We start from the raw sequence: 21,345 nt of genomic DNA, 5'->3' as shown, positions 1-21,345 counted from the left end.
AATTACCTCTAGGTATTAGCTCATATGGATCACGTATTTATACATATACCCAAATGTAGCACATCACATTTGTGACCAGGCTTCGATGCCGCCACGCAAGTTTGTGACATTCTCATAACCTTGCTGGCGCAACCATCCTGTAACCTGCATGGAGCGCCCCCCAAGATGGCACATCACCACAACAGTCTTATTTTTTGGAATTGAATCAATATCTTGTGGCACTTCATTCATAGGAATTTCAAGCGCACCTTCAAAAGCATGAGACGCGATTTCAGCCGGTTCGCGCACATCTAAAACCACATGGTCGTGATTATCGTCTTGGTATTTCTTTAATGTTAAGACATCAATTTCAAAAGGTAACGCGTCACTCATCGTAAACTCCAATTATCAGTTATTTCTAATTTAATAACGCATCTTCAAGAAATCAATTAAAAATCCATACCTAAATCAAGACAAGGCGCACTATGGGTGAGCCATCCAACAGAAATGACGTCCACACCACTTTGTGCAATGGCGGGGGCCGTTTCCAATGTCACGCCACCAGAAGCTTCAGCAACGGCGCGACCATCAATCATTTTAACGGCGTCTTTCAGCATGTCAGGGCCCATATTATCCAACAAGATCACATCCGCGCCTGCTTTTAAACCTTCTTCAAGCTGGGTTAAATCATCAACCTCCAGCTCAATCTTTACCATATGGCCGACTTTGCTTTTTGCACGTTCAATAGCTTGGGTAATTCCGCCACAGGCAGCAATATGATTGTCTTTAATCATCAAGCCATCATCAAGCCCAAAACGGTGGTTAAAGCCCCCACCGCAACGAACGGCATATTTTTCAAAGGCACGCAGGCCCGGTGTGGTTTTGCGCGTACAGGTGATGCGCGCTTTGGTGCCTGCCACCGCATCAACGATTTTGCGGGTTTCAGAAGCAATACCAGAGAGGTGACCAAGATAGTTTAACGCCACACGTTCCCCGGTCAGGATTGCACGGGCTGGACCTTCTAAAACACAGACCGTATCGCCCGGTTCAACCCGTCCGCCATCGGCGATATAGACTTCCATATCCACACGTGGGTCAACCAGATCAAAGGCCATTTCTGCAATATCAATTCCGCTAAGCGCACCAACTTGGCGTGCATTTATGGAAGCTTTCACCCAAGCATCATCATCAATAACAATGTCGGTTGTAAGATCACCACCACGGCCCAAATCTTCTGCCAAGGCAGCACGAACGCTTGGTTCAATAAGGATAGGAGAAAGAGGTTCTACTTTTACGCCGGCTTCTGACATGAGTTTACTGTCCCTTGTAAATCGGTTCCGAGATTAAGGCCGCGAATAAATGCATCGACCTCTCGTAAAGTTGTTTTATGGCGTTGCGCCTGTTTACTGTCGGTTTCTGGATAGTCACTTCTAAAATGACCGCCACGACTTTCGCAGCGCTCCAATGCAGAAACCAAAATCATTTTCGCGGTGATGAGGCGATTTTTAAAGAGCGGGCTAAAGCTTGCCTTGCGCCCTTCCCAGCTGACCACTTGGGCCAGAGCCTCATAAAGGCCTGCCTCATTTCTCTCAACACCACAGGCGCGATAAAGCAGACTGGCAAGTTGACCGGTTAAATCAACAGAGCCACTCCCTGTTGGCGCCACCTGTGTTGATAAAGCATCGCCCTGTGATTTCATCAAAATATCTTTTGCCACACGCCGCCCCATGACAACGGCTTCTAACAAAGAATTACTCGCCAATCGGTTGGCCCCATGCACACCTGTACAGGCAACCTCACCCACAGCCCAAAGACCATAAAGACTACTGCGCCCTTTAAGGTCCACATCAATGCCACCCATGTGATAATGCGCAGCTGGTGTAATGGGAATGGGTTCAACCCGTGGGTCAAGGCCAGCATCGCGGCAATAGCCCCATACGGTTGGAAAACGTTCTGGAAAGTCTTGGCCCACAACCTTTGTGGCATCAAGAAAGATTTTTTCGCCATTTTTAACACGGCGCCAAATGGCACGCGCAACCACATCACGTGGGGCAAGTTCTGCATCTTTATGCACGGCTGGCATAAAGCGAATGCCGCGGCCATCAATCAAATGAGCGCCTTCACCGCGCAAAGCTTCGGTCGCAAGAGGCATGGGTTTAAGGCCCACATCAATGGCGGTGGGGTGAAACTGTACAAATTCCAAATCGGCCAAACGCGCACCAGCTTGCGCCGCCATAGCAAGACCTTCACCACAGGCTTCTTCAGGATTTGTCGTATAGCCAAACAGGCCACCAATGCCCCCTGTTGCAAGAACAACTGCATTAGCCTTGACCAAAACATCCTGCCCAAAAGCATCTTTGGCAAAGGCACCTTTAACACGATTATGTTCCACAATCAGCTCATAGGCCTGACAGTTTTCCATAACGTTAATATTGGAGGTATGCATCAAAGCTTGACCAAGCGCGCGCATAATTTCCTTACCTGTGCTATCCCCATTGGCATGGAGAATACGGCGAAAAGAATGGGCGGCTTCGCGCCCTAAGCGCAAATTACCTTCATCACAGCAATCAAAATTAACCCCCCATTTTATGAGGGCGTCAATCAGCTCAGGCCCTTCATGGGTGATGGTATGAGCAGCTTTTTCACAAGAAAGCTCAACCCCCACATCAAGGGTATCTTTTTTATGATGTTCAGGGTGGTCTTTATCACCCATGGCCGCTGCAATACCACCTTGCGCCCACGCACTGCTTGAGCCCTCGCCCACAGGGGCTTTTGCCATCAAGGTAATATCAAGCCCTTGAAGGTCAAGCGCGCTGACAAGGCCCGCAGCCCCAGCACCGATAATTAGAACGTCTGTAGAGACCTGTTCCATCACGAAGGTTCGTTAGCTCGCTGAAATCATAGCTTCAATAGAAGCGCGTGCAGGCTTGGCAATCGCATCATCCACAAAGACTTCATTTGACATATCACGCAGACAATCAACAATTTTCTGCAAGGTGATCTTTTTCATATGCGGACACATGGAACAAGACATAATGAATTCACTATCTGGGCAATCTGCACGGATATTATCGGACATGGAACATTCTGTGATCAAGGCGACCAATTCAGGCTTTTTTTCTTTCACATAATCCGCCATGCCTGTAGTGGAGCCAGAAAAGTCAGCCTCATCCAACACATCAGGTGGGCATTCTGGGTGGGCAAGGATCACACATTCAGGATGGTCTTTGCGGATTTGCTGAATATCTTCTTTGCGGTAAAGCTCATGCACTTCACATTGGCCCGCCCAAGTCAAAATCTCAACATCTGTTGTTTTGGCAACATTGGCTGCCAAGAACTGATCCGGGATCAACAGCACTTTATCGCTACCAAGGGATTCGACAACCTTCTTGGCATTGGCTGAGGTACAGCAAATATCCACATGCGCCTTCACATCAGCAGATGTATTCACATACGTGCAGATCGGCACACCGGGGTTATCTTCGCGCAGTTTTTGCACATCTGCGCCCGTGATTGATTCAGCCAGTGAACAACCTGCTTCAGGGTCAGGGATCAAAACTTTTTTAGATGGGTTCAGCAACTTGGCAGTTTCGGCCATGAAATGCACACCACAAACCACCATCACATCGGCATCAACTTCTTTTGCTTTAACAGCCAAAGCCAAAGAGTCCCCAACGATATCAGATACACAGTGAAAAATATCACGAGTCTGATAGTTATGGGCAAGAATCACTGCATTGCGTTCTTTCTTCAAGCGAATGATCTCATCCACATAGGGTGCAATCACAGGCCATTCTTCCGCTGTGATATGGCTTTTTACCCGCTCATAGACAGGGGCCATACGCTCAGCGATTTCAGCAGTAAATTCAAATTCTTCATAGGCCTTTTGGGCTGCGACATTCATCTCAAAGCTCCTTATGCTCAAAAAGAGCATATCTGACGCAAAAATGTAGGGAGGCTTTTTTATTAACCTCCATTTGAGCATAAGTTATGCGTGCAGCGCACAATCGTCAAGTTCTTTTTGGAATGATTGTCATTAATGTGTAACAAGCTCTTAATTTAAAAGAAAAGTTTCTTTTATAAGGAGCTATCTTAACGTTTACCTACAGGCAGCTTTGGCCCCGCCGTTAAACGTTCAGCCAAAATATCACGCACGTAACGGAAGGTTTCAGCCGGGCGACCGCCTGTGCGGCTTTCATATTTGCCCGTACCTTCAACCAGACCACTTTTTTCCACAAGACGGCGAAAGTTCTGTTTATGAAGCAAATTGCCCGTGATCGCCTCAACCGCTTTTTGCAACTCAAACAAGGTAAAGGTCGGGGGCACCAATTCAAACACCACCGGGCGATATTTAAGCTTACCGCGCAAACGTCCCATTGCAGTGGCTAAAATCCGGCGGTGATCTAAAACCATCGTGTGACTATGATCCTGTACGCTCGCTTCAAAGCCCTGATCACGACGCGCCTCAGTTACAAGGCCTGCTTCATAAAGAAGCTCGTAGCGCTCGAGCACACGGTCTTCATTCCAGCGCACTTCTTCAGAGCCAAAACAAGCATCAATGCGGGCAAATCGTTCACGGATTTCAGCAGGGCTTGGTGCAGTAGCGGCCCAATTTTCAAGACCGGGCTCAATCTCTTCACTGATGATAGCAGGTTTTCCTGTGCGCCAATCTTCCCATGGGAAATAACGATACCAGTTTTGCCATAAAGCCTCCCCCGCCCCAGACGGCTTGGCTTCTTGCGCCAGTGCGAGGTAACCAATGGAAAGCACGCGCGCGCCCAGTTCCTGTTCGCGCGGATCGCGCCCACGATCACCAAAAGTATAAAGCTGTTCCACATAGCCCAGATCAAGCTCGGTCTGTTCTTCCACCCAATTGCGCAAACCCATATCAAGCGTGCGGTGATGTTCTGGATAAAACGGACCATAAGGCAAAGCTTCCAGCGTATTTTCACTGAGCTCTTCACCTTGGCGTGCAACCCCTGCCTCATTTGAAGCCAAAGCATGATCGACCCTGCGCACAACGAGAATACGTGGTTCAGCATCCGTTACCGCAACGATAACAGCCGTCAAACCAATTTGCACATTCCCTGCATTGTTGAAATCGTCAGAGCCAAAGCCTGTCATAGATTATTCAAGCCCTTTAATCACCGCATGACCGGATGTATCCGCAAATTTCGCCAATTGCTCATCACTGGCTTTTTCCTGATATTTACCTTTATATTCGCTATAAGGCATACCATAGATCACTTCCTTGGCATCATCCATGCTCAGTTCCACATCATGTTCGTTTGCGGCTGCCTTATACCATTTTGCCAAACAGTTCCGACAAAAGCCTGCCAAGTTCATAATATCAATGTTTTGAACATCGCTTCGGTTTTGTAAATGCTGAACAAGTCCGCGAAAAGCTGCTGCTTCAAGTTCAGTACGTGTTTTATCGTCCATTTCTTTTTCCTTTATTTTTCTGCACAAGAGATACAAGTCGGTGTGGCGGGATCTAACTCCAAACGTTTTAGTGCAATTTCTTCATCACACGAAACGCAATAACCAAAATCATCATTTTCAATGCGCATCAGTGCCGCATCAATGCGTTGGAGTTCAACCTTTCTGCGTTGATCAAGGGCAAGGGCCATGGCTTGGCCTTGTAAGGCATCCATTCGCGATAAACGCCCGACCTTGGACTGGTCCAGCTCAACAGGTTCGCGCCCTTCCCTGCTTTCTTCTTCAAGTCTAAGGACCTCAGCCCTTAATTCCTGCAAACGCATTTCAAAGGCTTTTACATCCAATGAGCCCGCATCATTCATCGAAATCCTCTTCAATCGATACAGGGTTTGAAGCCAGATAAGCAGAACTGTTCATCACCAAGCTCACCAATTCCGGCTGGCGGTTCGTGCCCGTTTTGCGAAAAACCTGCTTTAAGTGAGAGCGCACTGTATTCATGGAAACACCTGCTTCATCCGCAACGGTTTCAAGTTTTTTACCCACGATCAAAGCCTGGAGCAAACGGGCCTCTGCATCGGTCAGCCCATAAAGGCGCGCCAATACATTGGTTGGCGGCTCGTTGTGCATTTCAGGGTCATTGATAAAGACAGCCACATTCCCATCATCAGAAGACACATCATCTTCATCAGGCAGCGGCACAACCAGTAAGGAGAAAGAGCGTTTCATGGAAGGGCGCGTAACAATCATCGCGCCGCCTTCGCGTTCTTCATCATCACCAAGATCAATGGCTGCATCGCTGATCATGGCATGAAGGTTTTTTGTTTCGCCAACTTTGGCTGTTCTAAAAATGCCTGTTGGGCCGACATCTACCCCATCGCTTTGGGCAAAAATGTCACTGGCGTTATTGTTCATAAACAGGACTTGAGCCGTCTTATCAACAATCACAACCCCCATGGGCAGCTGGTTTAGGGCAGCTGCACCAAAGTTGGTTTTTTTATCATCTGCAAATTCATCACCGCTGAACATTTCAATATTGGCTTCAGGCACAAATGTTTCACCTTCAAGCACGGTTTCAACCGCTTCCAACATCTGTTCTTGGCTGAAGGATTTAAACATATAGCCCGCAACGCCACATTCCAGCGTTTTGTTAATTGCTTTTTGGCTTTCCGTTGCTGAAATAATGATGACCGGCACTTCTGGTCTTTTGCTTTGAACCGCACGAATACCGTCAAGCCCCTTCATGCCGGGCATATTCAAATCGGCAATCACCAGCGAGAAATCCAAATCCTGAGAGAGTACCTCCAGCAAATCAGGATAGCTGATTGCTTGTAAGATATCCGCATCGGGTTCAATTTTTCTAAGAACCCCTTTAACGCCCTCTAAGAGAAGAGGATGATCATCGGCGACCACGAAGGTTGTTTTCATTGTTTATTCAATACCCTGTTATCATTCTTGTTTATAAGGTAAGCGAGTGATTGTTCAGGTCAATTTCTTTTTTAGGTCTGCCCTGGGAAAGTTTTCACCTGTACACTGCGGATAAGTTGTCTAAGCTTAGCGGGACGCAAAGGTTTGTGCAATAAAACGAAGCCACTGGATTTTGCTTCTTGAATGCGATCAGGTGCCGTATCACCTGTAATAATCGCCGCTGGTATCTCCTTACCAAGTTTTTCATGGATCATTCGAATGGAGTCGGCACCGGTAAGTTCTTCCTGAAGGCGATAATCAGCCAAAATTAAATTTGGTATCTCATCTGTTTCATCTAACGCATCCAACGCTTCTTGGGTTGAACCTGCTGCAATCACATTATATTTCCAGCCTGTGATCAATTGCTGCATACCTTCAAGAATGTCAGGTTCATCATCGATCACCACAATCAGTGGCACATCCCCACCACTGAGCGCGACTTCAACGGGTTTATCTTCTGTCTCAATGACCTGTAATTCACCTTGAGGGACAAGAACACTAAAGGTCGTGCCCTTGCCCAATACAGATTTTACACTTAAAGAATGATTGAGCAAAGTCATCACCCGCTCAACAATAGCCAACCCAAGGCCCAAGCCCCGGCGGCGATCACGCGCAGGGTTATCAAGCTGCTGGAATTCTACAAAAATATCGCCTTGTTTGTCTTCTGGTATGCCCACACCAGTATCTGAAACCTGCAATAAAACATGCTGTCCACGGCGGCGTGCACCAAGTAAGACTCCGCCTTCTTGGGTATATCGAACCGCATTGGACATGAGGTTCGACAGAATACGTTCCAATAACACCGGATCACTATGAACAGCCAAATCTGGGCAGAAGGATTTCAGCACAAGGCCCTTTTCCTGTGCCCGTGCCGTATGCTGTTTAATCAAACGCTCAACAAGAGGGCGCAACATAACGGGGCCTTTTTCCGCCTTCATCACGCCTGCATCCAGTTTGGAAATATCAAGCAGCGCATTTAACAGGCCACGCAAAGCTTCCAGACTATCTGAAATATTGGTAATGATGCGCAGATCACCTTCAGAATTTTCATTCTTTACTTTGCGGCGGCGATCTTCCAAGGCAGATAAAAACATGCCAATGGCGTGCAGAGGTTGGCGCAAATCATGACTTGCCGCTGCCAAGAACTTGGATTTAGCCTTATTGGCATTTTCAGATTCAAGACGGGCCTGTTCCAAACGAGTTTCGGCTTCAATACGGTCCGTAATATCAATAACCAGTGATACAGTACCGCCATCAAGGGTGGAAGCCTCACTGACCTGAAGGTAGCGACCATTTGAAAGGGCCTCCATAAACACGCCGCTTGGCTTTTCACGGAATTTTCGACGCCTGTCCGCATAACCATGGCCATCGCGCACCCCATGGCGTTCTTCCATCTGCATAACCAGTTCTTCAAAGGTGACACCCGGGCGAATACGGTCATTGAGGATTTTATAATATTGATAATATTTACGGTTACACAGAACGAGGCGATTTTCATGATCCCACAAGGCAAAGGCCCCGGGCATGATCTCGTTTGCTGCCATCAGGCGGCTTCGCGCTTGGGTTTCAGCCGTGATATCGGAGCCCGTCCCGCGATAGCCCATGAAGTCGCCTTCGGTATTAAAGATCGGCTTACCGCTGAGCTTAACTTGGCGCCAGACCCCGTCCGGGCATTTGATGGAATAGATAAAATCACGAAAACGTCGACGATTTTTTAGATCATTACTGTGATGTATCCATTTATCAGGGTCATCAACATCACTCCCTGTAACTTTACCAAAATCAGGTTTAGACACCCCAAGGATATCGTCGCGTGAAAAGCCGGTAATTTCAAAGAAACGGTCTGAAACCAAGGAATAGCGCAACTCACGGTCTGTTTCCCACACCCAGTCAGACGTTGCTTCTGCCACATCGCGAAAACGTGCCTCACTGATGCGCATTTCTTCTTCACGATGGTTAATCTCATCCACCAGATAGCGCAAGGCATCTGCCATATCAGAAATTTCATCATGGCCTTTAATGGAGATTTCAGCTTCGCCACCTTCAGCATGAATGCGCATGGATTGCTTTAATTCATTTAGACGCGTCAAAATACGCCAGATAAAGGCACCACCGATTAAGCTAAGAACAATCACCGCACCAAGTACGATATTGGTCAGAAGGGTCGTGCGCACTTCAACGAGCTGTTGGAATTCTTGGCTGTTTTTCTCAATCCCTTCGCGCATCCGTCTAATCAAATCGTTGACTGAATAGACAAAGCGGCTGGAAAGACGCTCATTAACGGCTAGAATTCCTGAAACCCTCTGTAAAACAAGGGTTTGACGTGCCTGTAATGCAATCAGGCCATTTTCACCTAAGGCAATATTGCGTAAATCTGTAATAACATTGGCCTGCCCTTTACCTGATGTGAGCTTACCTTCATAGACCTTGATCTCTTCAAGGCTTGTCAGCAGACCTTTTCTATATCGCTCAAAACTGGCCTGATCCTTGATGGTTTCAAAAATCAGCAAACGCTCGATCAAATCATTAAAGGAATTGTACCATTGTAGATTTTTCTTTTGGTCATATTCAGATTTGCCCCGTACCAAGTTCTGGAGTTTTTTATTTCTTTTTTGTTTGAGCTCACTGATCTCGATACGCTCCTGAACAAGTTGATCAAGGCGACCATAATTCTCCAGTAGCTGTTCACGCGTCATATTAATGACTTTGAGAACATCATTATCAACATCATATGTACGAAGCGATTGGACAATTTCTTGCAACCAGCGCACCCGATCAGCAATACGAAAAGAAATGGTTTCACGCTGGGCCTGTGTGGTCACGCGCACCAACATGGGCGCACTGGCAACAATCGCTTCACTTTGTTGACCAAGTTGATAGGCAAGCGAGATAAGGCGACCTCTTCAATACCTTTGTTAAATTTCTGAATGGAGAAAATGCCCACACCAGCTGCTGCAACGGTAAAAACCACCGCCAAAGCAAAACTGGTAATCAGTTGAGCAAAAACACCGAAACGGAAACCACCCATCCTTCTTATGCACCGCTATAAATTATTATCGTTACAAATTGATAGTAGTTTGTTTTACCTCAAAGTTGAAACATTTAATTCAATCAAAAAACAGGCAAAAAAAAGGGGTGATAAGAAACCTTATCACCCAAGTCCGCCGAGAAACTACGTCGTACTCAGAACCCCAAATTGGAGAACTGTTTAGATAATGATCGATTGAGATGAACTTGGCTTCACCCAAACAGGTGATATATGAAATTAATTTCAAAATATTTTATGTGAATGAATAAAAATACGCACAAAAAAAAGGGTGACAAGAAACCTTATCACCCCAAGTCCGCCGAGAAACTACGTCGTACTCAGAACCCCAAATTGGAGAACTGTTTAGATAATGATCGATTGCGATGGACTTGGCTTCACCCATATAGGTGAGCTTTACAACTATTTTCTAATTTTATAGGAAGAATAAAATGCGGACAAAAAAAAGGGGTGATAGAAACCCTATCACCCAAGTCCGCCGAGAAACTACGTCGTACTCAGAACCCCAAATTGGAGAACTGTTTAGATAATGACCGATCTCGACGGATTTGACTTCACCCATATGGGTGAACTGTTAAAACTTTTTACAAAAATGGCCTTAAAAACAATCAGCCTTTTTCTAATGCATTGATTCCAGCTAAAAATTTCTTCGCAGTTCCCGCTTTAAGAAACTCCAATGCGCAGCCCAATTCTTTATCTTTTTTCACACCAACCTCAGGACAGCCCTTAATAGATGTATTACCCAAGCTACCATCTTTACTATGGCGATTATCATTACTGTAGGATTTAGCGTTAATTACATTGGGCAAGTCTGCTTCGCGCGGGGCTTTAAATTCATGTTTCGCCCCTTTTTCTTCTTTTGCCTTTTTATCTTTTTCGTCTTCTTTAACCTCAGGCACATCCAAACGAATATCCGGTGCTACCCCAACTTTTTGGATCGTGCGCCCTGAGGGCAAGTAATAAAGTGCAGTGGTCAAGCGCACAGCGCCTTCGCGCATCAATGGCATAATGGTCTGGACAGAGCCTTTCCCAAAAGTGCGACGCCCCATCAAAATAGCGCGGTTATGATCTTGCAAAGCCCCTGAGACAATTTCAGAGGCTGAAGCAGAACCGCCATTAATTAAGACAACAACGGGTAAACCTTCTGCCAGATCGCCACCACCAGCACCATAGTTGCGCACGTCTTTCTCATCACGCCCGCGAATAGAAACCACATTGCCATCGTCTAAGAACATATCGCTCAGGGCAACAGATTGCTGCAACAAACCACCTGGATTATTGCGCAAATCAAGGATCACCCCTTTTAAATCATCACCAAGTTTATCTCTCGCCATATCAAAGGCTTTGCGCACATCACCTTCCATACGCTCAGAAAAAGAAACAACGCGCACATGCAGATAATCATCATAAAGTGCCGACTTAACAGCACGCACCTGAATGATATCGCGAATAATCGTCACATCAAAAGGGCTGCGTTTTTCACGATCAACCGTTACTGTGACCGGGCTCCCCGGCTTGCCACGTAACGTGCGCACCGTCTTAGTCAAGGTCCATTCCTTAATGGAAACCCCTTCAATATGAGTAATATGATCCCCGGGTTTTAGCCCTGCACGATCCGCGGGTGTATCTTCAATGGGAGAAACAACATTAAGGAAACCATCGCCTTGTTGAACCTCAATCCCCAAACCACCAAACTCACCACTGGTATCAACCATCAGTTCCTGAAATTCCGCAGGTGTCATATAGCCTGAGTGCGGGTCAAGCTTTGCCATCATGGCATCAAGGGCAACCTCAACCACCTTGGACGGTGTTGCGAGCCCTTCTGGTGTTCCATCGTCTTTAGAGTTCAACCAGTCTTTATCTTTGCTATCATTAAGCCCTTCAATGGCATAGGTAATCAGGTCTTGATCAGAGACTTGCGTCACATAGCTTCTGCGCACCACCTTAAAGGCATCAACAAATTGATTAAACTGGTCTTTTCGTGTTCCGTCTTCTACCGATTTCTCATGATACACCGTTTGAAAACGGGCTAAATCTTCCATGGCAGCCTTGGGTAAACCATGGGTCCCCGTTAGCGAGGATACCCAGCGCCCCATTGGCCCATCATCAATTGCACAGCCACTGAGTGAAGGCAAAAAGACAGTTCCCACTGCCAAGGTAAGCACAATCATAAGAATAGAAGGAAGGCGAGACCAGAGATTCATCAAACGGGCTTTCTATTATCGTTCAGTTGTTTGAAATATAGGGCCTTCGCACCAATTTCTCAACACCATAAAAGAGAAAACCCCTACATATGGCAGGGGTTTATCTTAGCAGAGAATGAAAAGGATACTCTTTAGGATAAAGAATTAACCATCTGCATTCATTTGCTTGATCAATTCGCCAAGTGTCTCAACCGCTTTATCATTTGGCACCTGACAAGTCCCGGCATTTTCATGACCGCCACCATCGTATTTCAACATCAGCTCACCCACATTTGTGCCAGAGCCTTTATTCAAAATAGATTTACCACAGGCAAATACGGTGTTCTGCTTTTTCAAGCCCCACAGGACGTGAATGGAAATATTTGTATCAGGATAAAGCGCATAGATCATGAAACGGTTCCCCGTATAAATGATATCTTCTTCACGAAGGTCCAGCACCACCACATTATCGTGCACTTCACTACAACGTTGAAGCTGTTCGATAAACTTGGGCTCATGTTCCTTATACATATCCACACGTTCTTTAACGTCTGAAATTTCAAGGATTTCTTCGATCGACATGGTCGCACAGCTTTCGATCAAATCCATCATAAGCTGATAGTTTGAAATGCGAAAATCACGAAAACGTCCCAAGCCCGTACGTGCATCCATCAAGAAGTTAAGCAACACCCAACCATCTGATTTGAGGATTTCTTCGCGATTAAAGCGGGCTGCATCACCTTTATCCACAGCCTCCATCATTTCATCCCAACTTGATGGGAATTCACCATGACCACCGTAATATTTCCACACAACGCGCGCAGCAGAAGGCGCATCAGGGTCAATAATATGGTTTGACGGATTATCTTCAACGCGCAGGGTTTCACTCAAATGGTGATCAAATGCAAGGTGGACCCCTTCAACATAAGGCAGGTTTGTTGTGATATCACGGTCCGTTATGGCAACTTTACCGTCTTGCATATCTTTTGGGTGAACGAATGTAATATCGTCAATCAGGTCCATTTTTTTCAAAAGGACGGCACAAACCAATCCATCAAAGTCGCTTCGTGTGACTAACCGAAACTTTTCCCCCATGTCAAAACTCCTTATTCTAAGCGCCGAGGCTTCTAACCTCATGGGAAATTTAAATTCTTTAACTGATACGTTATCCTAAAAATAAAACAGTTTCAAAGCTTTCAAACGGCTTTTTGAAAATTTTTATAAAATTTTAAAATGCACCCAACATCATTTTGACGCTGGTGATCAACAGAAAGACTGCAAAACCTTTTTTAAGAAAGGCAGGATTTACGCTATGGGCAATCTTGGCCCCCAAGGGCGCACATAAGACGGTCATGGGCACAATTAGGGCAAAACCAAGCAAGTTAACATAACCGATAGAGCCCACTGGTAAGCCCTCAGCCCCATAGCCAGATAGGATAAAGCCAATGGCCCCGGGCAGTGCAATCACAAGCCCGATACCCGATGCGCTCGCGACTGCCTTGCGCATGGGGAAGTTATACGCACTTAAAATCGGTACACTAATGGAGCCACCACCAATGCCCACCATCACGGAAATAGAACCGATTACAAAAGCAAAGATAAATTCAAGCGGCTGACCGGGAAGCCCATCGCGAATATGCCCCCCTGTTTTGCTAAACATCATGCGAAGGGCAACGATGAAAGCAAGGATGGAAAACATCACGGTGAGGACTTGGCCTTTTAAAAAAGCCGCAATTACTGTCCCTGCCACCACGCCAATCACCACACCGGGCGTCCAGCTTTTCAACAAGGCCCAATCCACCGCGCCTTTTTTATGATGGGAGCGCACCGATGAAATGGAAGTGGCAACAATGGTGGCAAGTGAAGTTCCCACAGCCACGAACATGGCAATATCCGCACTCACCCCAAACATTTGAAAAAGGAAGAACAGCACCGGCACAATCACAATGCCGCCACCGACTCCGAGTAGCCCGGCTAAAATGCCTGCAACAAATCCGGTCAATGCAAGGGCACCAACGATTTGCATTAGAAATACAGGATCAGAAATTAAATTTTCCAATTTAGCCTCTTTCAATCAAACAAAATGGATATTTTTGAGTAAGGCAAACCCAAAGCCACCTTAAAAACAAGCTTTTTATCCAGTTTTCTTGCCTCATACCACATATTAAGTTACCTTTTCCAAGACAAATCTTACATAAGCTGAGGACAACTCATGGCAAATGGCGCAGAACTAGACATCTTTAATATCACAGCAGGACTTGCTGGTGGTCTGGCAATTTTTCTTTTTGGTCTTGAACAACTCTCTGGTGGCCTAAAAGCGGTTGCCGGTGAAAAGATGAAGACCATCTTGGCGAAATTGACCTCAAACCGTTTTATGGGGATGTTCACAGGAGCCTTTGTCACAGCGATTATTCAATCCTCATCGGTGACCACCGTACTTGTCGTTGGTTTTATCAGTGCTGGCTTGATGAAGCTTTCCCAATCGGTTGGGATCATCATGGGGGCCAATGTCGGCACCACCATTACAGCCCAGATCATTGCCTTTAAGATCACCCATTTTGCCATGGTCATGGTCGCTGTGGGTTTCTTCATGTTCTTTTTTGGCAAGGCCGATAAGTTTAAGCAATATGGTAATATGCTCATGGGCTTAGGCATGGTCTTTTTAGGCATGAACCTTATGTCAGAAGCCATGAAGCCACTGCGCAGTTTTGAGCCCTTCCTTGACTTGATGGTCTCCATGGAAAATCCGTTTCTTGGGCTTTTGGTGGGCGCAGCCTTTACCGCACTTGTTCAGTCTTCTTCTGCCACAACCGGGATTGTCATTGCGCTTGCTACCCAAGGCTTACTGAGTTTACCCGGTGGGATTGCCCTCATTTTCGGGGCTAATGTGGGAACCTGTGTCACAGCCATGCTCGCCTCCATCGGTAAACCACGCGAGGCCATCCGCGCTGCTGTTGTGCATGTGCTGTTTAATATTGCCGGTGTGTTGTTATGGATTGGCTTTGTTGATCAACTCGCCGCGGTGGTCAGGGATATTGGCGGGGAAGAAAGCGGCACGGCACGTGATATTGCCAATGCCCATACCATTTTTAACGTTGCAAACGCGTTCCTCTTTATCTGGTTTGTTACCCCTTTTGCAAGATTGGTTGAACGGCTTGTCCCGCTTGAGGCTGATAAAAATGCCATCTCGGTCAAACCGAAATACCTTGAAGAAGATTTAATTTCGACCCCCTCCATCGCGCTCAATGCCGTGCGCATGGAAATTGGCGAGCTGGGCAAACATGTCCAAAAGATGATGACAGCTATTTTACCTGCGACCCTAAGCGGCACGCGCGGCACTTTGGATAAGGTGGCTGATCTGGATAACAATGTGGACCAGCTTCATATGTCCATCATCAAATATGTCCGTCAAATCGGTTCTCAATCCCTTGGCGATACGGATATGCGCGAGGTTGTGCGACTGATGTCTGCGGCCAACCATATTGAAAATATTGGCGATCTTATTGAGCGCGACCTTGTCGAAATCGGCAAACGTCGCATTGAAGAAAAAATCGTTGTCAGCCCACAAACAACCCACCTTCTCAAATCCTTCCACGGCAAGGTTGATGAAGCACTTGGGTTGGCCTTACAGGCTTTACATGATGAAGATGTGGAACTGGCCCATAAAGTTTTAAATATGAAATCATCCATCACCCATGATGCGGCACAAATTTCCCAACATGGGGCTGAGCGCCTTCTTGTAGATGGGGATAACCGCCCCTTGATATCCCTGTTACGTGATTTTTATAGGTTTATTCATTAAAGAGTTTCTACCACAAATACGATCAAATGCCGATAGCAAAGGGTAGATTATTTCATTTTAAACCGTTACGTTTATTACAAAATAATGATCTACCCTTCTATTTCAAGCAATTGCTCAGCTGCGCGCTCATCCCCAGCCTCTTGTGCTTTTAAAAGCCAAGCCCTTGCTTTTGCAATATCAACTGCGCGACCTTGGCCTTGAAGGTACATATTTGCGATATTGATCATGGCTGTTGTATTTCCAGCCTCAGCGATAGGAAGCCACAGCGCGTAAGCCTCGTCATACTGCCCCATCTTATAAACGGCATAAGCTTTAAGCGAAGTGATCATTGAATGTTTCTGGCTGTCTTTCTCACCAAACCCTTGGGCCAAAGCCGGGGAATTTACTGCAATAACAAAACATAACAACATCATCATTCGAAACATATTCATCTCCCATTACCTATCTTCATTTAAGTAGACCTTTTGCCAATTGAAAGTACGCAGGCGTTTTTTTACGATTTAACCCTAAAAAATGCGAAAGGTCTGTCATGCGCTATGTATTCGTTTTCTTATTCCTCTTTGCTTCCCTAAACGCCCATGCTTTTAGCGGACAAAAAACCATTTACCTTGAAGACAAAAGCCACAAGAAATTAGCAATCGCCACCATTTCCTTTGAAAAGGCACAAGCCGGATATGACTATAAAATCACCTATCAGGAAGAACTTTTTGGTGATTTCTTCTTATCCATGCGCCCGTTTCGCTGTTATGAGACCAAAGACCTCTATTGTCGCCAGCCCTATCCTTATGAGCTTACCAAAACCATCACCGAGACAGATTTCAGATCGCTGGAACATGACCTGCTCTTTATCGCAAGAAAAGCCAATGAATATGGCATTGATCCCTATAATGGGCGCTATTACATCCTGCAAAAAACCGATCATGGCCTAAAAGGCACGGTCTATGGCGTGGACCTTAATGTCATTGCTTCCCCACCGGAAGATAACGATATGCATCCCATCAAACATGATGAAATTGATGAGATGGAAGCTGACAGCGTGCAGTTCCCCACCCTGCTTATTGAGTAGCTTTGCGTGGATAGGCGGCAATTTCACTCAGCAAATGCCCCCCAGCGCCCCAGCCATCACTTCCTTGTGAAAACCAATAAAGATTTTCATAGCCCAGATGTGCAGCGCGTTTCACCGCATTCCACGACATCCAGCAGGATTTTAAGCAAAAGAACACAAGCGACTTTTGCTTATTATCACCTGTAATCGCCTTCAGGCTTTTTGAAAAATAGAGCTCTTGGGCAGGCGTTAAAGCCCCGCGTCCCACATCAGGTAACCAGAGACTATTGGGGATACTATGGCGGGGGCGCACACGCAGCCATTCCCCATCAATGCCCTCAGTTAACAAACTGCCAGAACCAATCACATCAATAAAAAGCGCTGAGCCCTTTTCATGCAGTTCCTTTGCCTGAGCAACCGTGAGAACGCGCCCGCCCGGCACATGGTTTGGCACAGGTGCTTTATAGCGGTTCATGCGGTAGCCCTCAGGCAAAGGCACGGTTTGTGCGCACGCACTTAACAAAAGAACAACAAGCCCGAGCCACCTCATTTACGCGGCCCTTTTTGCAAAATTCCTTTTGCAGGATCGTAGCCCATAATAGCGACCATAATAAATAGAACCGTTGCCCCACAAGTGATGCCAAAAGCCATCTCGTTAAACTTGCCATAAAGGGCAAAACGGATCATCTCAACCGCGTAGGTAAAGGGATTTACGTGGCACAGTTCCACCAGCAGCTCACTTGATTCGGCAATTTTCCATAATGGATACAGCGCGGAGGAGAGAAAAAACATCGGGAAAATGACAAAGTTCATCACGCCGGCAAAATTCTCCAACTGCTTGATCCATGAGGATAACACCATACCCAAAGCGCCGAGCATGACACCCGATATAATCAGGATGGGAAAAACCCGAAAGTATCCTTCAAGGGGCAACTCAATGCCAAAAGCAAAAGCGATAAGCAAGAAAACATAGACTTGTAAGATCGAGACCAAAGCTCCGGCGATTAACTTGCCTGAAAGCAAGAACCAGCGCGGCATGGGCGCTGTCATCAACACCCGCATAGAGCCCATTTCACGGTCATAAACCATGGAAAGCGAGCTTTGCATCCCGTTGAAAAGCTGGATCATCCCCATCAGGCCAGGAATGATATAGACCTCATAGGTAATATAAGTCTCATAAGGCTCGATAATTGAGACCCCAAGGGCAGAGCGAAAGCCCGCAGCAAAAACAAACAGCCACATTAACGGGCGCACAAGGGCGGCAAAAAACCGCTCCCTTTGCTGCAAAAACCGCAGTAATTCCCGATTAATCACCCCGATGAAACAGACCCAATAGGCACTCATGAAGCTTGCCTCACCTCAGTAAAATGGGCAAAAGCCTGATCAAGACTACCATATTGTTGCACCATCATTTGGGCAGGTTGTGCTGTTTTAACTTCACCTTGATGCAAGACCACAACATGGTCATCAAGGCTGATTTCATCAATCAGATGCGTTGCCCATAACACGCCAACGCCGTCTTCCTTACACAGGCGATGGACATGTTCAACAATGGCTTTTCGTGAAGGCACATCAAGCCCGACGGTTGCTTCATCAAGTAATAAAATTTCTGGCTTATGCAGCAAGGCCCGTGCTATTTCCACACGGCGTTTATGCCCACCATTGAGCAAACGGACCTTTTCATGGCGGCGCTCATAAAGATCAAGGCGGACCAGTTCTTTTTCAATGCGCTCATCCCGGACTTTTCTGGCAAGCCCATGCAGGGCCGCAAAATAACGCAGGTTTTGTAAGATGCTCAGGTCCAGATCAAGGGTGGTCTGTTGAAAGACGATGCCCATTTTTGATAAGGCTTTTCGAGAATTACCAACAATATCAACTCCGCCGACTTTCAGCGCGCCCGCATCGGCATTAATCAAGGCAGTGGCTATGGAAAAAAGCGTGGATTTGCCCGCCCCATTTGGCCCTAACAAGGCGGTAAAGCTCCCCTTTTCAATGGAAAAAGACGCATCACGCAAAGCGGCCTTCCCATTCCCGTAGGAATAGGAAAGCCCATTAACTGAAAAGACCTCTGTTTGCTTTGTCATTTACGGCTTAACTGCCACCCCCCATGGATATCGACCGACTTTAACCGATTTGATGGCTTCTTGCTTTTCCACATCAACCAAAGTCACATCACCACTCACGCCATTTGTGGTCAACAATTGCTTCTCACCCGGTAAAAATTCCATATGCCAGACACGACGGCCCACCAGAATATATTTTTCAACTTCATAGGTTTTGCGGTTTACCACAGCCACATGGTTAGCCGGGCCAAGCGCCACAAAGGCATATTTACCATCGCTAGTTAAACGCATCCCCACGGGCTGCACGCGGTCTTGATGAATGCCTTTGATCGCAAATTTAATCTTTTTCTTAATGGTGAAATTTTCCGTTTCAATCACAGAAACCGTGCCACCAATTTCAGAAGAGGCCCAAAGCAGACTGTCATCTTTTTCAAACACACCATAACGCGGGCGCGCATCAATCAGGGTATTTTCAAACAGCTCATTTTTCGCCGTATCAATCCAATGCACCATATTGGTGGTCTCAGATGTGGTAATGGCCCATTTGCCGTTATGGCTTACCGCCATGCCTTCGGGCTCCACACCCACATCGATTTGGGCGATAACTTCAGATGTTTCCACATCCACAACCGTTGTCAGCGCATCATCTTCATTGGCAATATACAAGCGGCGATTATCAGGATGTAAGGCAAAAAGCTCTGGGTCCGCCCCAGATGGCAGCTCACCAATTTTCTTTTCTGTGGCCGCATCATAAATCTCAACCGTGTCATCATCAGACGTACAGATGAAGAGCTTTTTATGATCATGGCTCAGGATAATACCGCGCGGTCGTTGCCCCACTTCAAAAGTGCGAACCACTTTCATGGTGTCACTATCAATTACCGACACCGTATCGTCTTTTTCGTTTGAGACATAAACCGTTGCACTATGTGCGCTAAAGGATGCCAACAGGCCCAGCCCTAAAACGCTAGAAAGAAGAAGTTTTCTCATATCAGTATTAATCCAGTTTACATTTTGTTTCCGGCTTATCAAAACCGAGTGTATCAAGTTCATTTGTTTGGTGCATAAAGCCTTCAAGGGGCGGTTGGGCCACCAAGGAATGGGCTGCGGTTAGCGCAATGGGTTGTCTTAGCTGCCCATTCCATGAACGATAGGAAAGCTTGCGCCCTTTAAAGGCGGCAAGTTGAAAGTCAGGGCTGCGGATATAGGCATTGAGTGTTTCATATTTGTTTGATTTCGTGCGCGTGGCGGCTTCCCCAATGGTGCGCACAGCTGCCCACGCGGCATAATCACGCCCCGTCATATGGCGTTTGGCTTTTTTGAAGAAGCGCTTTTGCAACTGGGCAGCGCCCCATTGTTCCACCGTCCAATACCAAGGCGTGGGAAAGAGCCCTTGCGTACCCGCAACAGGACGGGGGCCATAAGTGCGATACATGAGATATTCACCAAAATCACCCAACTCATCAGCCACCATCAAAACATCATAGTCTTCACCTTGGGTGAGAAGCGGCACTTCAGCTTGGGCTGTGCGACGTGCATCACGCCCGCCATCCCAGACTTTTTCTTCCACAATCTTTGCACCAAATTTCAGGGCTGAGCGTTTGATTGAGGCGGCAAAAAGCTGATCCTCCTTGCGCTGACCAGAAATAAGGAACCATTCATTCCATTTTTTCTTCACCAAAAACTGGCTTAAAGCATCTGTCAGCATGGCGCGCGAGGGAATGGTATGGAGCACGCGGATATCACAAGCCGTTTGCCTAAACTTATTATCCTGTGCGCGCACATTAAAAAACAGCACGTTCTTATGGGTGATTTTTTCCAATACGGCCTCATAAGAATGAGACGGTAAATCCAAGATAAAAAGGTCATGACCTTGTTCAACAAGCTGCTTTACAGCGCCCACAACATCCCCATCTTCAGGCACGAGGACTTCTTTAGTGGTAAAATGTTGTTTTAAAAAGCGCCCCGTTGTGTTGTTATCTTTTAGACCAACGCGCACACCCTGAAGACCCAAATCATCAGGTTCTTCAATCAGGTTTGATAACACAGGCGGGCGTTCAACCTCTTGAGAGATAAAAGCAATTGAGATTTCCATTTTCTCTTTTGCCATCGCGCTACCAAGGGAAACACAAGACAATAACAACGCATAAGCGATGCGTTTAACAAACATTTTTAAGCCTCAAAACAGTTCTTTAATTTACCATATTAGACCAAGCCGCCCCCCATAGCCGCAATCCGACCTTTGTCGAATAGGTTTTCGACTATAGTCGGGTAAAATAAATAGAACTGAGCTTTAAGCGCATTTACATTTTCACAACCCACAA

The 21,345-nt window shown here is 46.5% G+C and carries 21 protein-coding genes; 2 read left to right on the top strand and 19 right to left on the bottom strand.

Annotation, left to right across the window (positions count from 1 at the left end; all coding sequences use genetic code 11):
• Positions 1-63: 63 nt before the first annotated feature.
• The 13 genes from MTBPR1_RS15885 to MTBPR1_RS15825 all read right to left on the bottom strand — a co-directional run bounded on the left by MTBPR1_RS15885 (position 64) and on the right by MTBPR1_RS15825 (position 14,170).
• Positions 64-372, bottom strand: a complete 309-nt coding sequence (locus MTBPR1_RS15885; protein ID WP_069190020.1) for a rhodanese-like domain-containing protein — start codon at positions 370-372, stop codon at positions 64-66.
• A gap of 56 nt (positions 373-428) precedes the next feature.
• A complete protein-coding gene (gene nadC, locus MTBPR1_RS15880) occupies positions 429-1,289 on the bottom strand; it encodes a carboxylating nicotinate-nucleotide diphosphorylase (protein ID WP_069190019.1) in 861 nt (286 codons plus the stop codon).
• Complete coding sequence (locus tag MTBPR1_RS15875; protein WP_069190018.1) at positions 1,271-2,851, bottom strand: L-aspartate oxidase; 1,581 nt, start codon at positions 2,849-2,851, stop codon at positions 1,271-1,273. The genes nadC and MTBPR1_RS15875 overlap by 19 nt, the downstream gene beginning before the upstream one ends.
• Positions 2,852-2,863: 12 nt before the next feature.
• On the bottom strand, positions 2,864-3,883 hold the full coding sequence (gene nadA, locus MTBPR1_RS15870) for a quinolinate synthase NadA (RefSeq protein WP_069190017.1): 1,020 nt from the start codon (positions 3,881-3,883) through the stop codon (positions 2,864-2,866).
• A 188-nt stretch (positions 3,884-4,071) separates the two neighbouring features.
• Positions 4,072-5,103 (bottom strand): NUDIX hydrolase, encoded by a 1,032-nt coding sequence (locus tag MTBPR1_RS15865; RefSeq protein ID WP_069190016.1) that lies wholly within the window; start codon positions 5,101-5,103, stop codon positions 4,072-4,074.
• Between the two features lie 3 nt (positions 5,104-5,106).
• A complete protein-coding gene (locus tag MTBPR1_RS15860; RefSeq protein ID WP_069190015.1) occupies positions 5,107-5,421 on the bottom strand; it encodes a DUF1244 domain-containing protein in 315 nt (104 codons plus the stop codon).
• Positions 5,422-5,432: 11 nt separating this feature from the next.
• On the bottom strand, positions 5,433-5,780 hold the full coding sequence (locus MTBPR1_RS15855) for a TraR/DksA family transcriptional regulator (protein WP_069190014.1): 348 nt from the start codon (positions 5,778-5,780) through the stop codon (positions 5,433-5,435).
• The gene (locus MTBPR1_RS15850; RefSeq protein ID WP_069190013.1) at positions 5,773-6,843 is read right to left on the bottom strand and encodes a response regulator; all 1,071 of its coding nucleotides are present in this window, start codon (positions 6,841-6,843) and stop codon (positions 5,773-5,775) included. The genes MTBPR1_RS15855 and MTBPR1_RS15850 overlap by 8 nt, the downstream gene beginning before the upstream one ends.
• Positions 6,844-6,914: 71 nt before the next feature.
• Entirely contained in the window at positions 6,915-9,716 is a 2,802-nt protein-coding gene (locus MTBPR1_RS15845) for an ATP-binding protein (protein ID WP_069190012.1), read from the bottom strand.
• Entirely contained in the window at positions 9,701-9,910 is a 210-nt protein-coding gene (locus MTBPR1_RS15840) for a hypothetical protein (RefSeq protein WP_069190011.1), read from the bottom strand. Before MTBPR1_RS15840 ends, MTBPR1_RS15845 begins: the two co-directional genes overlap by 16 nt.
• 626 nt (positions 9,911-10,536) lie before the next feature.
• On the bottom strand, positions 10,537-12,132 hold the full coding sequence (locus MTBPR1_RS15835) for a S41 family peptidase (protein WP_069190010.1): 1,596 nt from the start codon (positions 12,130-12,132) through the stop codon (positions 10,537-10,539).
• Positions 12,133-12,276: 144 nt separating this feature from the next.
• The gene (locus MTBPR1_RS15830) at positions 12,277-13,206 is read right to left on the bottom strand and encodes an exopolyphosphatase (RefSeq protein ID WP_069190009.1); all 930 of its coding nucleotides are present in this window, start codon (positions 13,204-13,206) and stop codon (positions 12,277-12,279) included.
• A gap of 133 nt (positions 13,207-13,339) precedes the next feature.
• Complete coding sequence (locus MTBPR1_RS15825) at positions 13,340-14,170, bottom strand: sulfite exporter TauE/SafE family protein (RefSeq protein WP_069190151.1); 831 nt, start codon at positions 14,168-14,170, stop codon at positions 13,340-13,342.
• 153 nt (positions 14,171-14,323) lie between these two features.
• Between MTBPR1_RS15825 and MTBPR1_RS15820 the strand changes: the two genes are divergently transcribed.
• Positions 14,324-15,913 carry a Na/Pi cotransporter family protein gene (locus MTBPR1_RS15820; RefSeq protein WP_069190008.1) on the top strand — a complete coding sequence of 530 codons (1,590 nt, stop codon included), beginning with the start codon at positions 14,324-14,326 and terminating at the stop codon, positions 15,911-15,913.
• A gap of 89 nt (positions 15,914-16,002) precedes the next feature.
• On the opposite strand, the gene MTBPR1_RS15815 is transcribed toward MTBPR1_RS15820, so the two are convergent.
• Positions 16,003-16,344, bottom strand: a complete 342-nt coding sequence (locus tag MTBPR1_RS15815; RefSeq protein ID WP_126465303.1) for an SEL1-like repeat protein — start codon at positions 16,342-16,344, stop codon at positions 16,003-16,005.
• Positions 16,345-16,442: 98 nt separating this feature from the next.
• Here MTBPR1_RS15815 and MTBPR1_RS15810 point away from each other — a divergent pair, with 98 nt between their 5' ends.
• Positions 16,443-16,979, top strand: a complete 537-nt coding sequence (locus MTBPR1_RS15810; protein WP_069190006.1) for a hypothetical protein — start codon at positions 16,443-16,445, stop codon at positions 16,977-16,979.
• Here MTBPR1_RS15810 and MTBPR1_RS15805 read toward each other — a convergent pair.
• The 5 genes from MTBPR1_RS15805 to MTBPR1_RS15785 are packed head-to-tail and all read right to left on the bottom strand — an operon-like array spanning position 16,969 to position 21,191.
• Positions 16,969-17,508 (bottom strand): rhodanese-like domain-containing protein, encoded by a 540-nt coding sequence (locus MTBPR1_RS15805; protein WP_069190005.1) that lies wholly within the window; start codon positions 17,506-17,508, stop codon positions 16,969-16,971. The two genes, MTBPR1_RS15810 and MTBPR1_RS15805, sit on opposite strands and share 11 nt — an antisense overlap.
• Positions 17,505-18,302 (bottom strand): ABC transporter permease, encoded by a 798-nt coding sequence (locus MTBPR1_RS15800; RefSeq protein ID WP_069190004.1) that lies wholly within the window; start codon positions 18,300-18,302, stop codon positions 17,505-17,507. Before MTBPR1_RS15800 ends, MTBPR1_RS15805 begins: the two co-directional genes overlap by 4 nt.
• Complete coding sequence (locus tag MTBPR1_RS15795; protein ID WP_069190003.1) at positions 18,299-19,042, bottom strand: ABC transporter ATP-binding protein; 744 nt, start codon at positions 19,040-19,042, stop codon at positions 18,299-18,301. Before MTBPR1_RS15795 ends, MTBPR1_RS15800 begins: the two co-directional genes overlap by 4 nt.
• Positions 19,043-20,011, bottom strand: a complete 969-nt coding sequence (locus MTBPR1_RS15790; RefSeq protein WP_069190002.1) for a PQQ-dependent catabolism-associated beta-propeller protein — start codon at positions 20,009-20,011, stop codon at positions 19,043-19,045. It lies immediately after the preceding gene.
• A gap of 7 nt (positions 20,012-20,018) precedes the next feature.
• Entirely contained in the window at positions 20,019-21,191 is a 1,173-nt protein-coding gene (locus tag MTBPR1_RS15785; protein WP_069190001.1) for an ABC transporter substrate-binding protein, read from the bottom strand.
• Positions 21,192-21,345 lie beyond the last annotated feature (154 nt).

It is taken from the genome of Candidatus Terasakiella magnetica, from assembly GCF_900093605.1.
GTDB classification, from domain to species: Bacteria; Pseudomonadota; Alphaproteobacteria; order Rhodospirillales; family Terasakiellaceae; genus Terasakiella; species Terasakiella magnetica.
The sequence above is the reverse complement of the archived record's forward strand: the minus strand, read 5'-3'. Positions and strand labels throughout refer to the sequence as shown.

Excerpts from the sequence above, each read along its gene's own strand:
- MTBPR1_RS15885 (WP_069190020.1), bottom strand. The coding sequence starts at position 372 with ATGAGTGACGCGTTACCTTTTGAAATTGATGTCTTAACATTAAAGAAA.
- nadC (WP_069190019.1), bottom strand. The coding sequence starts at position 1,289 with ATGTCAGAAGCCGGCGTAAAAGTAGAACCTCTTTCTCCTATCCTTATT.
- MTBPR1_RS15875 (WP_069190018.1), bottom strand. The coding sequence starts at position 2,851 with ATGGAACAGGTCTCTACAGACGTTCTAATTATCGGTGCTGGGGCTGCG.
- nadA (WP_069190017.1), bottom strand. The coding sequence starts at position 3,883 with ATGAATGTCGCAGCCCAAAAGGCCTATGAAGAATTTGAATTTACTGCT.
- MTBPR1_RS15865 (WP_069190016.1), bottom strand. The coding sequence starts at position 5,103 with ATGACAGGCTTTGGCTCTGACGATTTCAACAATGCAGGGAATGTGCAA.
- MTBPR1_RS15860 (WP_069190015.1), bottom strand. The coding sequence starts at position 5,421 with ATGGACGATAAAACACGTACTGAACTTGAAGCAGCAGCTTTTCGCGGA.
- MTBPR1_RS15855 (WP_069190014.1), bottom strand. The coding sequence starts at position 5,780 with ATGAATGATGCGGGCTCATTGGATGTAAAAGCCTTTGAAATGCGTTTG.
- MTBPR1_RS15850 (WP_069190013.1), bottom strand. The coding sequence starts at position 6,843 with ATGAAAACAACCTTCGTGGTCGCCGATGATCATCCTCTTCTCTTAGAG.
- MTBPR1_RS15845 (WP_069190012.1), bottom strand. The coding sequence starts at position 9,716 with ATGTTGGTGCGCGTGACCACACAGGCCCAGCGTGAAACCATTTCTTTT.
- MTBPR1_RS15840 (WP_069190011.1), bottom strand. The coding sequence starts at position 9,910 with ATGGGTGGTTTCCGTTTCGGTGTTTTTGCTCAACTGATTACCAGTTTT.
- MTBPR1_RS15835 (WP_069190010.1), bottom strand. The coding sequence starts at position 12,132 with ATGAATCTCTGGTCTCGCCTTCCTTCTATTCTTATGATTGTGCTTACC.
- MTBPR1_RS15830 (WP_069190009.1), bottom strand. The coding sequence starts at position 13,206 with ATGGGGGAAAAGTTTCGGTTAGTCACACGAAGCGACTTTGATGGATTG.
- MTBPR1_RS15820 (WP_069190008.1), top strand. The coding sequence starts at position 14,324 with ATGGCAAATGGCGCAGAACTAGACATCTTTAATATCACAGCAGGACTT.
- MTBPR1_RS15815 (WP_126465303.1), bottom strand. The coding sequence starts at position 16,344 with ATGAATATGTTTCGAATGATGATGTTGTTATGTTTTGTTATTGCAGTA.
- MTBPR1_RS15810 (WP_069190006.1), top strand. The coding sequence starts at position 16,443 with ATGCGCTATGTATTCGTTTTCTTATTCCTCTTTGCTTCCCTAAACGCC.
- MTBPR1_RS15805 (WP_069190005.1), bottom strand. The coding sequence starts at position 17,508 with ATGAGGTGGCTCGGGCTTGTTGTTCTTTTGTTAAGTGCGTGCGCACAA.
- MTBPR1_RS15800 (WP_069190004.1), bottom strand. The coding sequence starts at position 18,302 with ATGAGTGCCTATTGGGTCTGTTTCATCGGGGTGATTAATCGGGAATTA.
- MTBPR1_RS15795 (WP_069190003.1), bottom strand. The coding sequence starts at position 19,042 with ATGACAAAGCAAACAGAGGTCTTTTCAGTTAATGGGCTTTCCTATTCC.
- MTBPR1_RS15790 (WP_069190002.1), bottom strand. The coding sequence starts at position 20,011 with ATGAGAAAACTTCTTCTTTCTAGCGTTTTAGGGCTGGGCCTGTTGGCA.
- MTBPR1_RS15785 (WP_069190001.1), bottom strand. The coding sequence starts at position 21,191 with ATGTTTGTTAAACGCATCGCTTATGCGTTGTTATTGTCTTGTGTTTCC.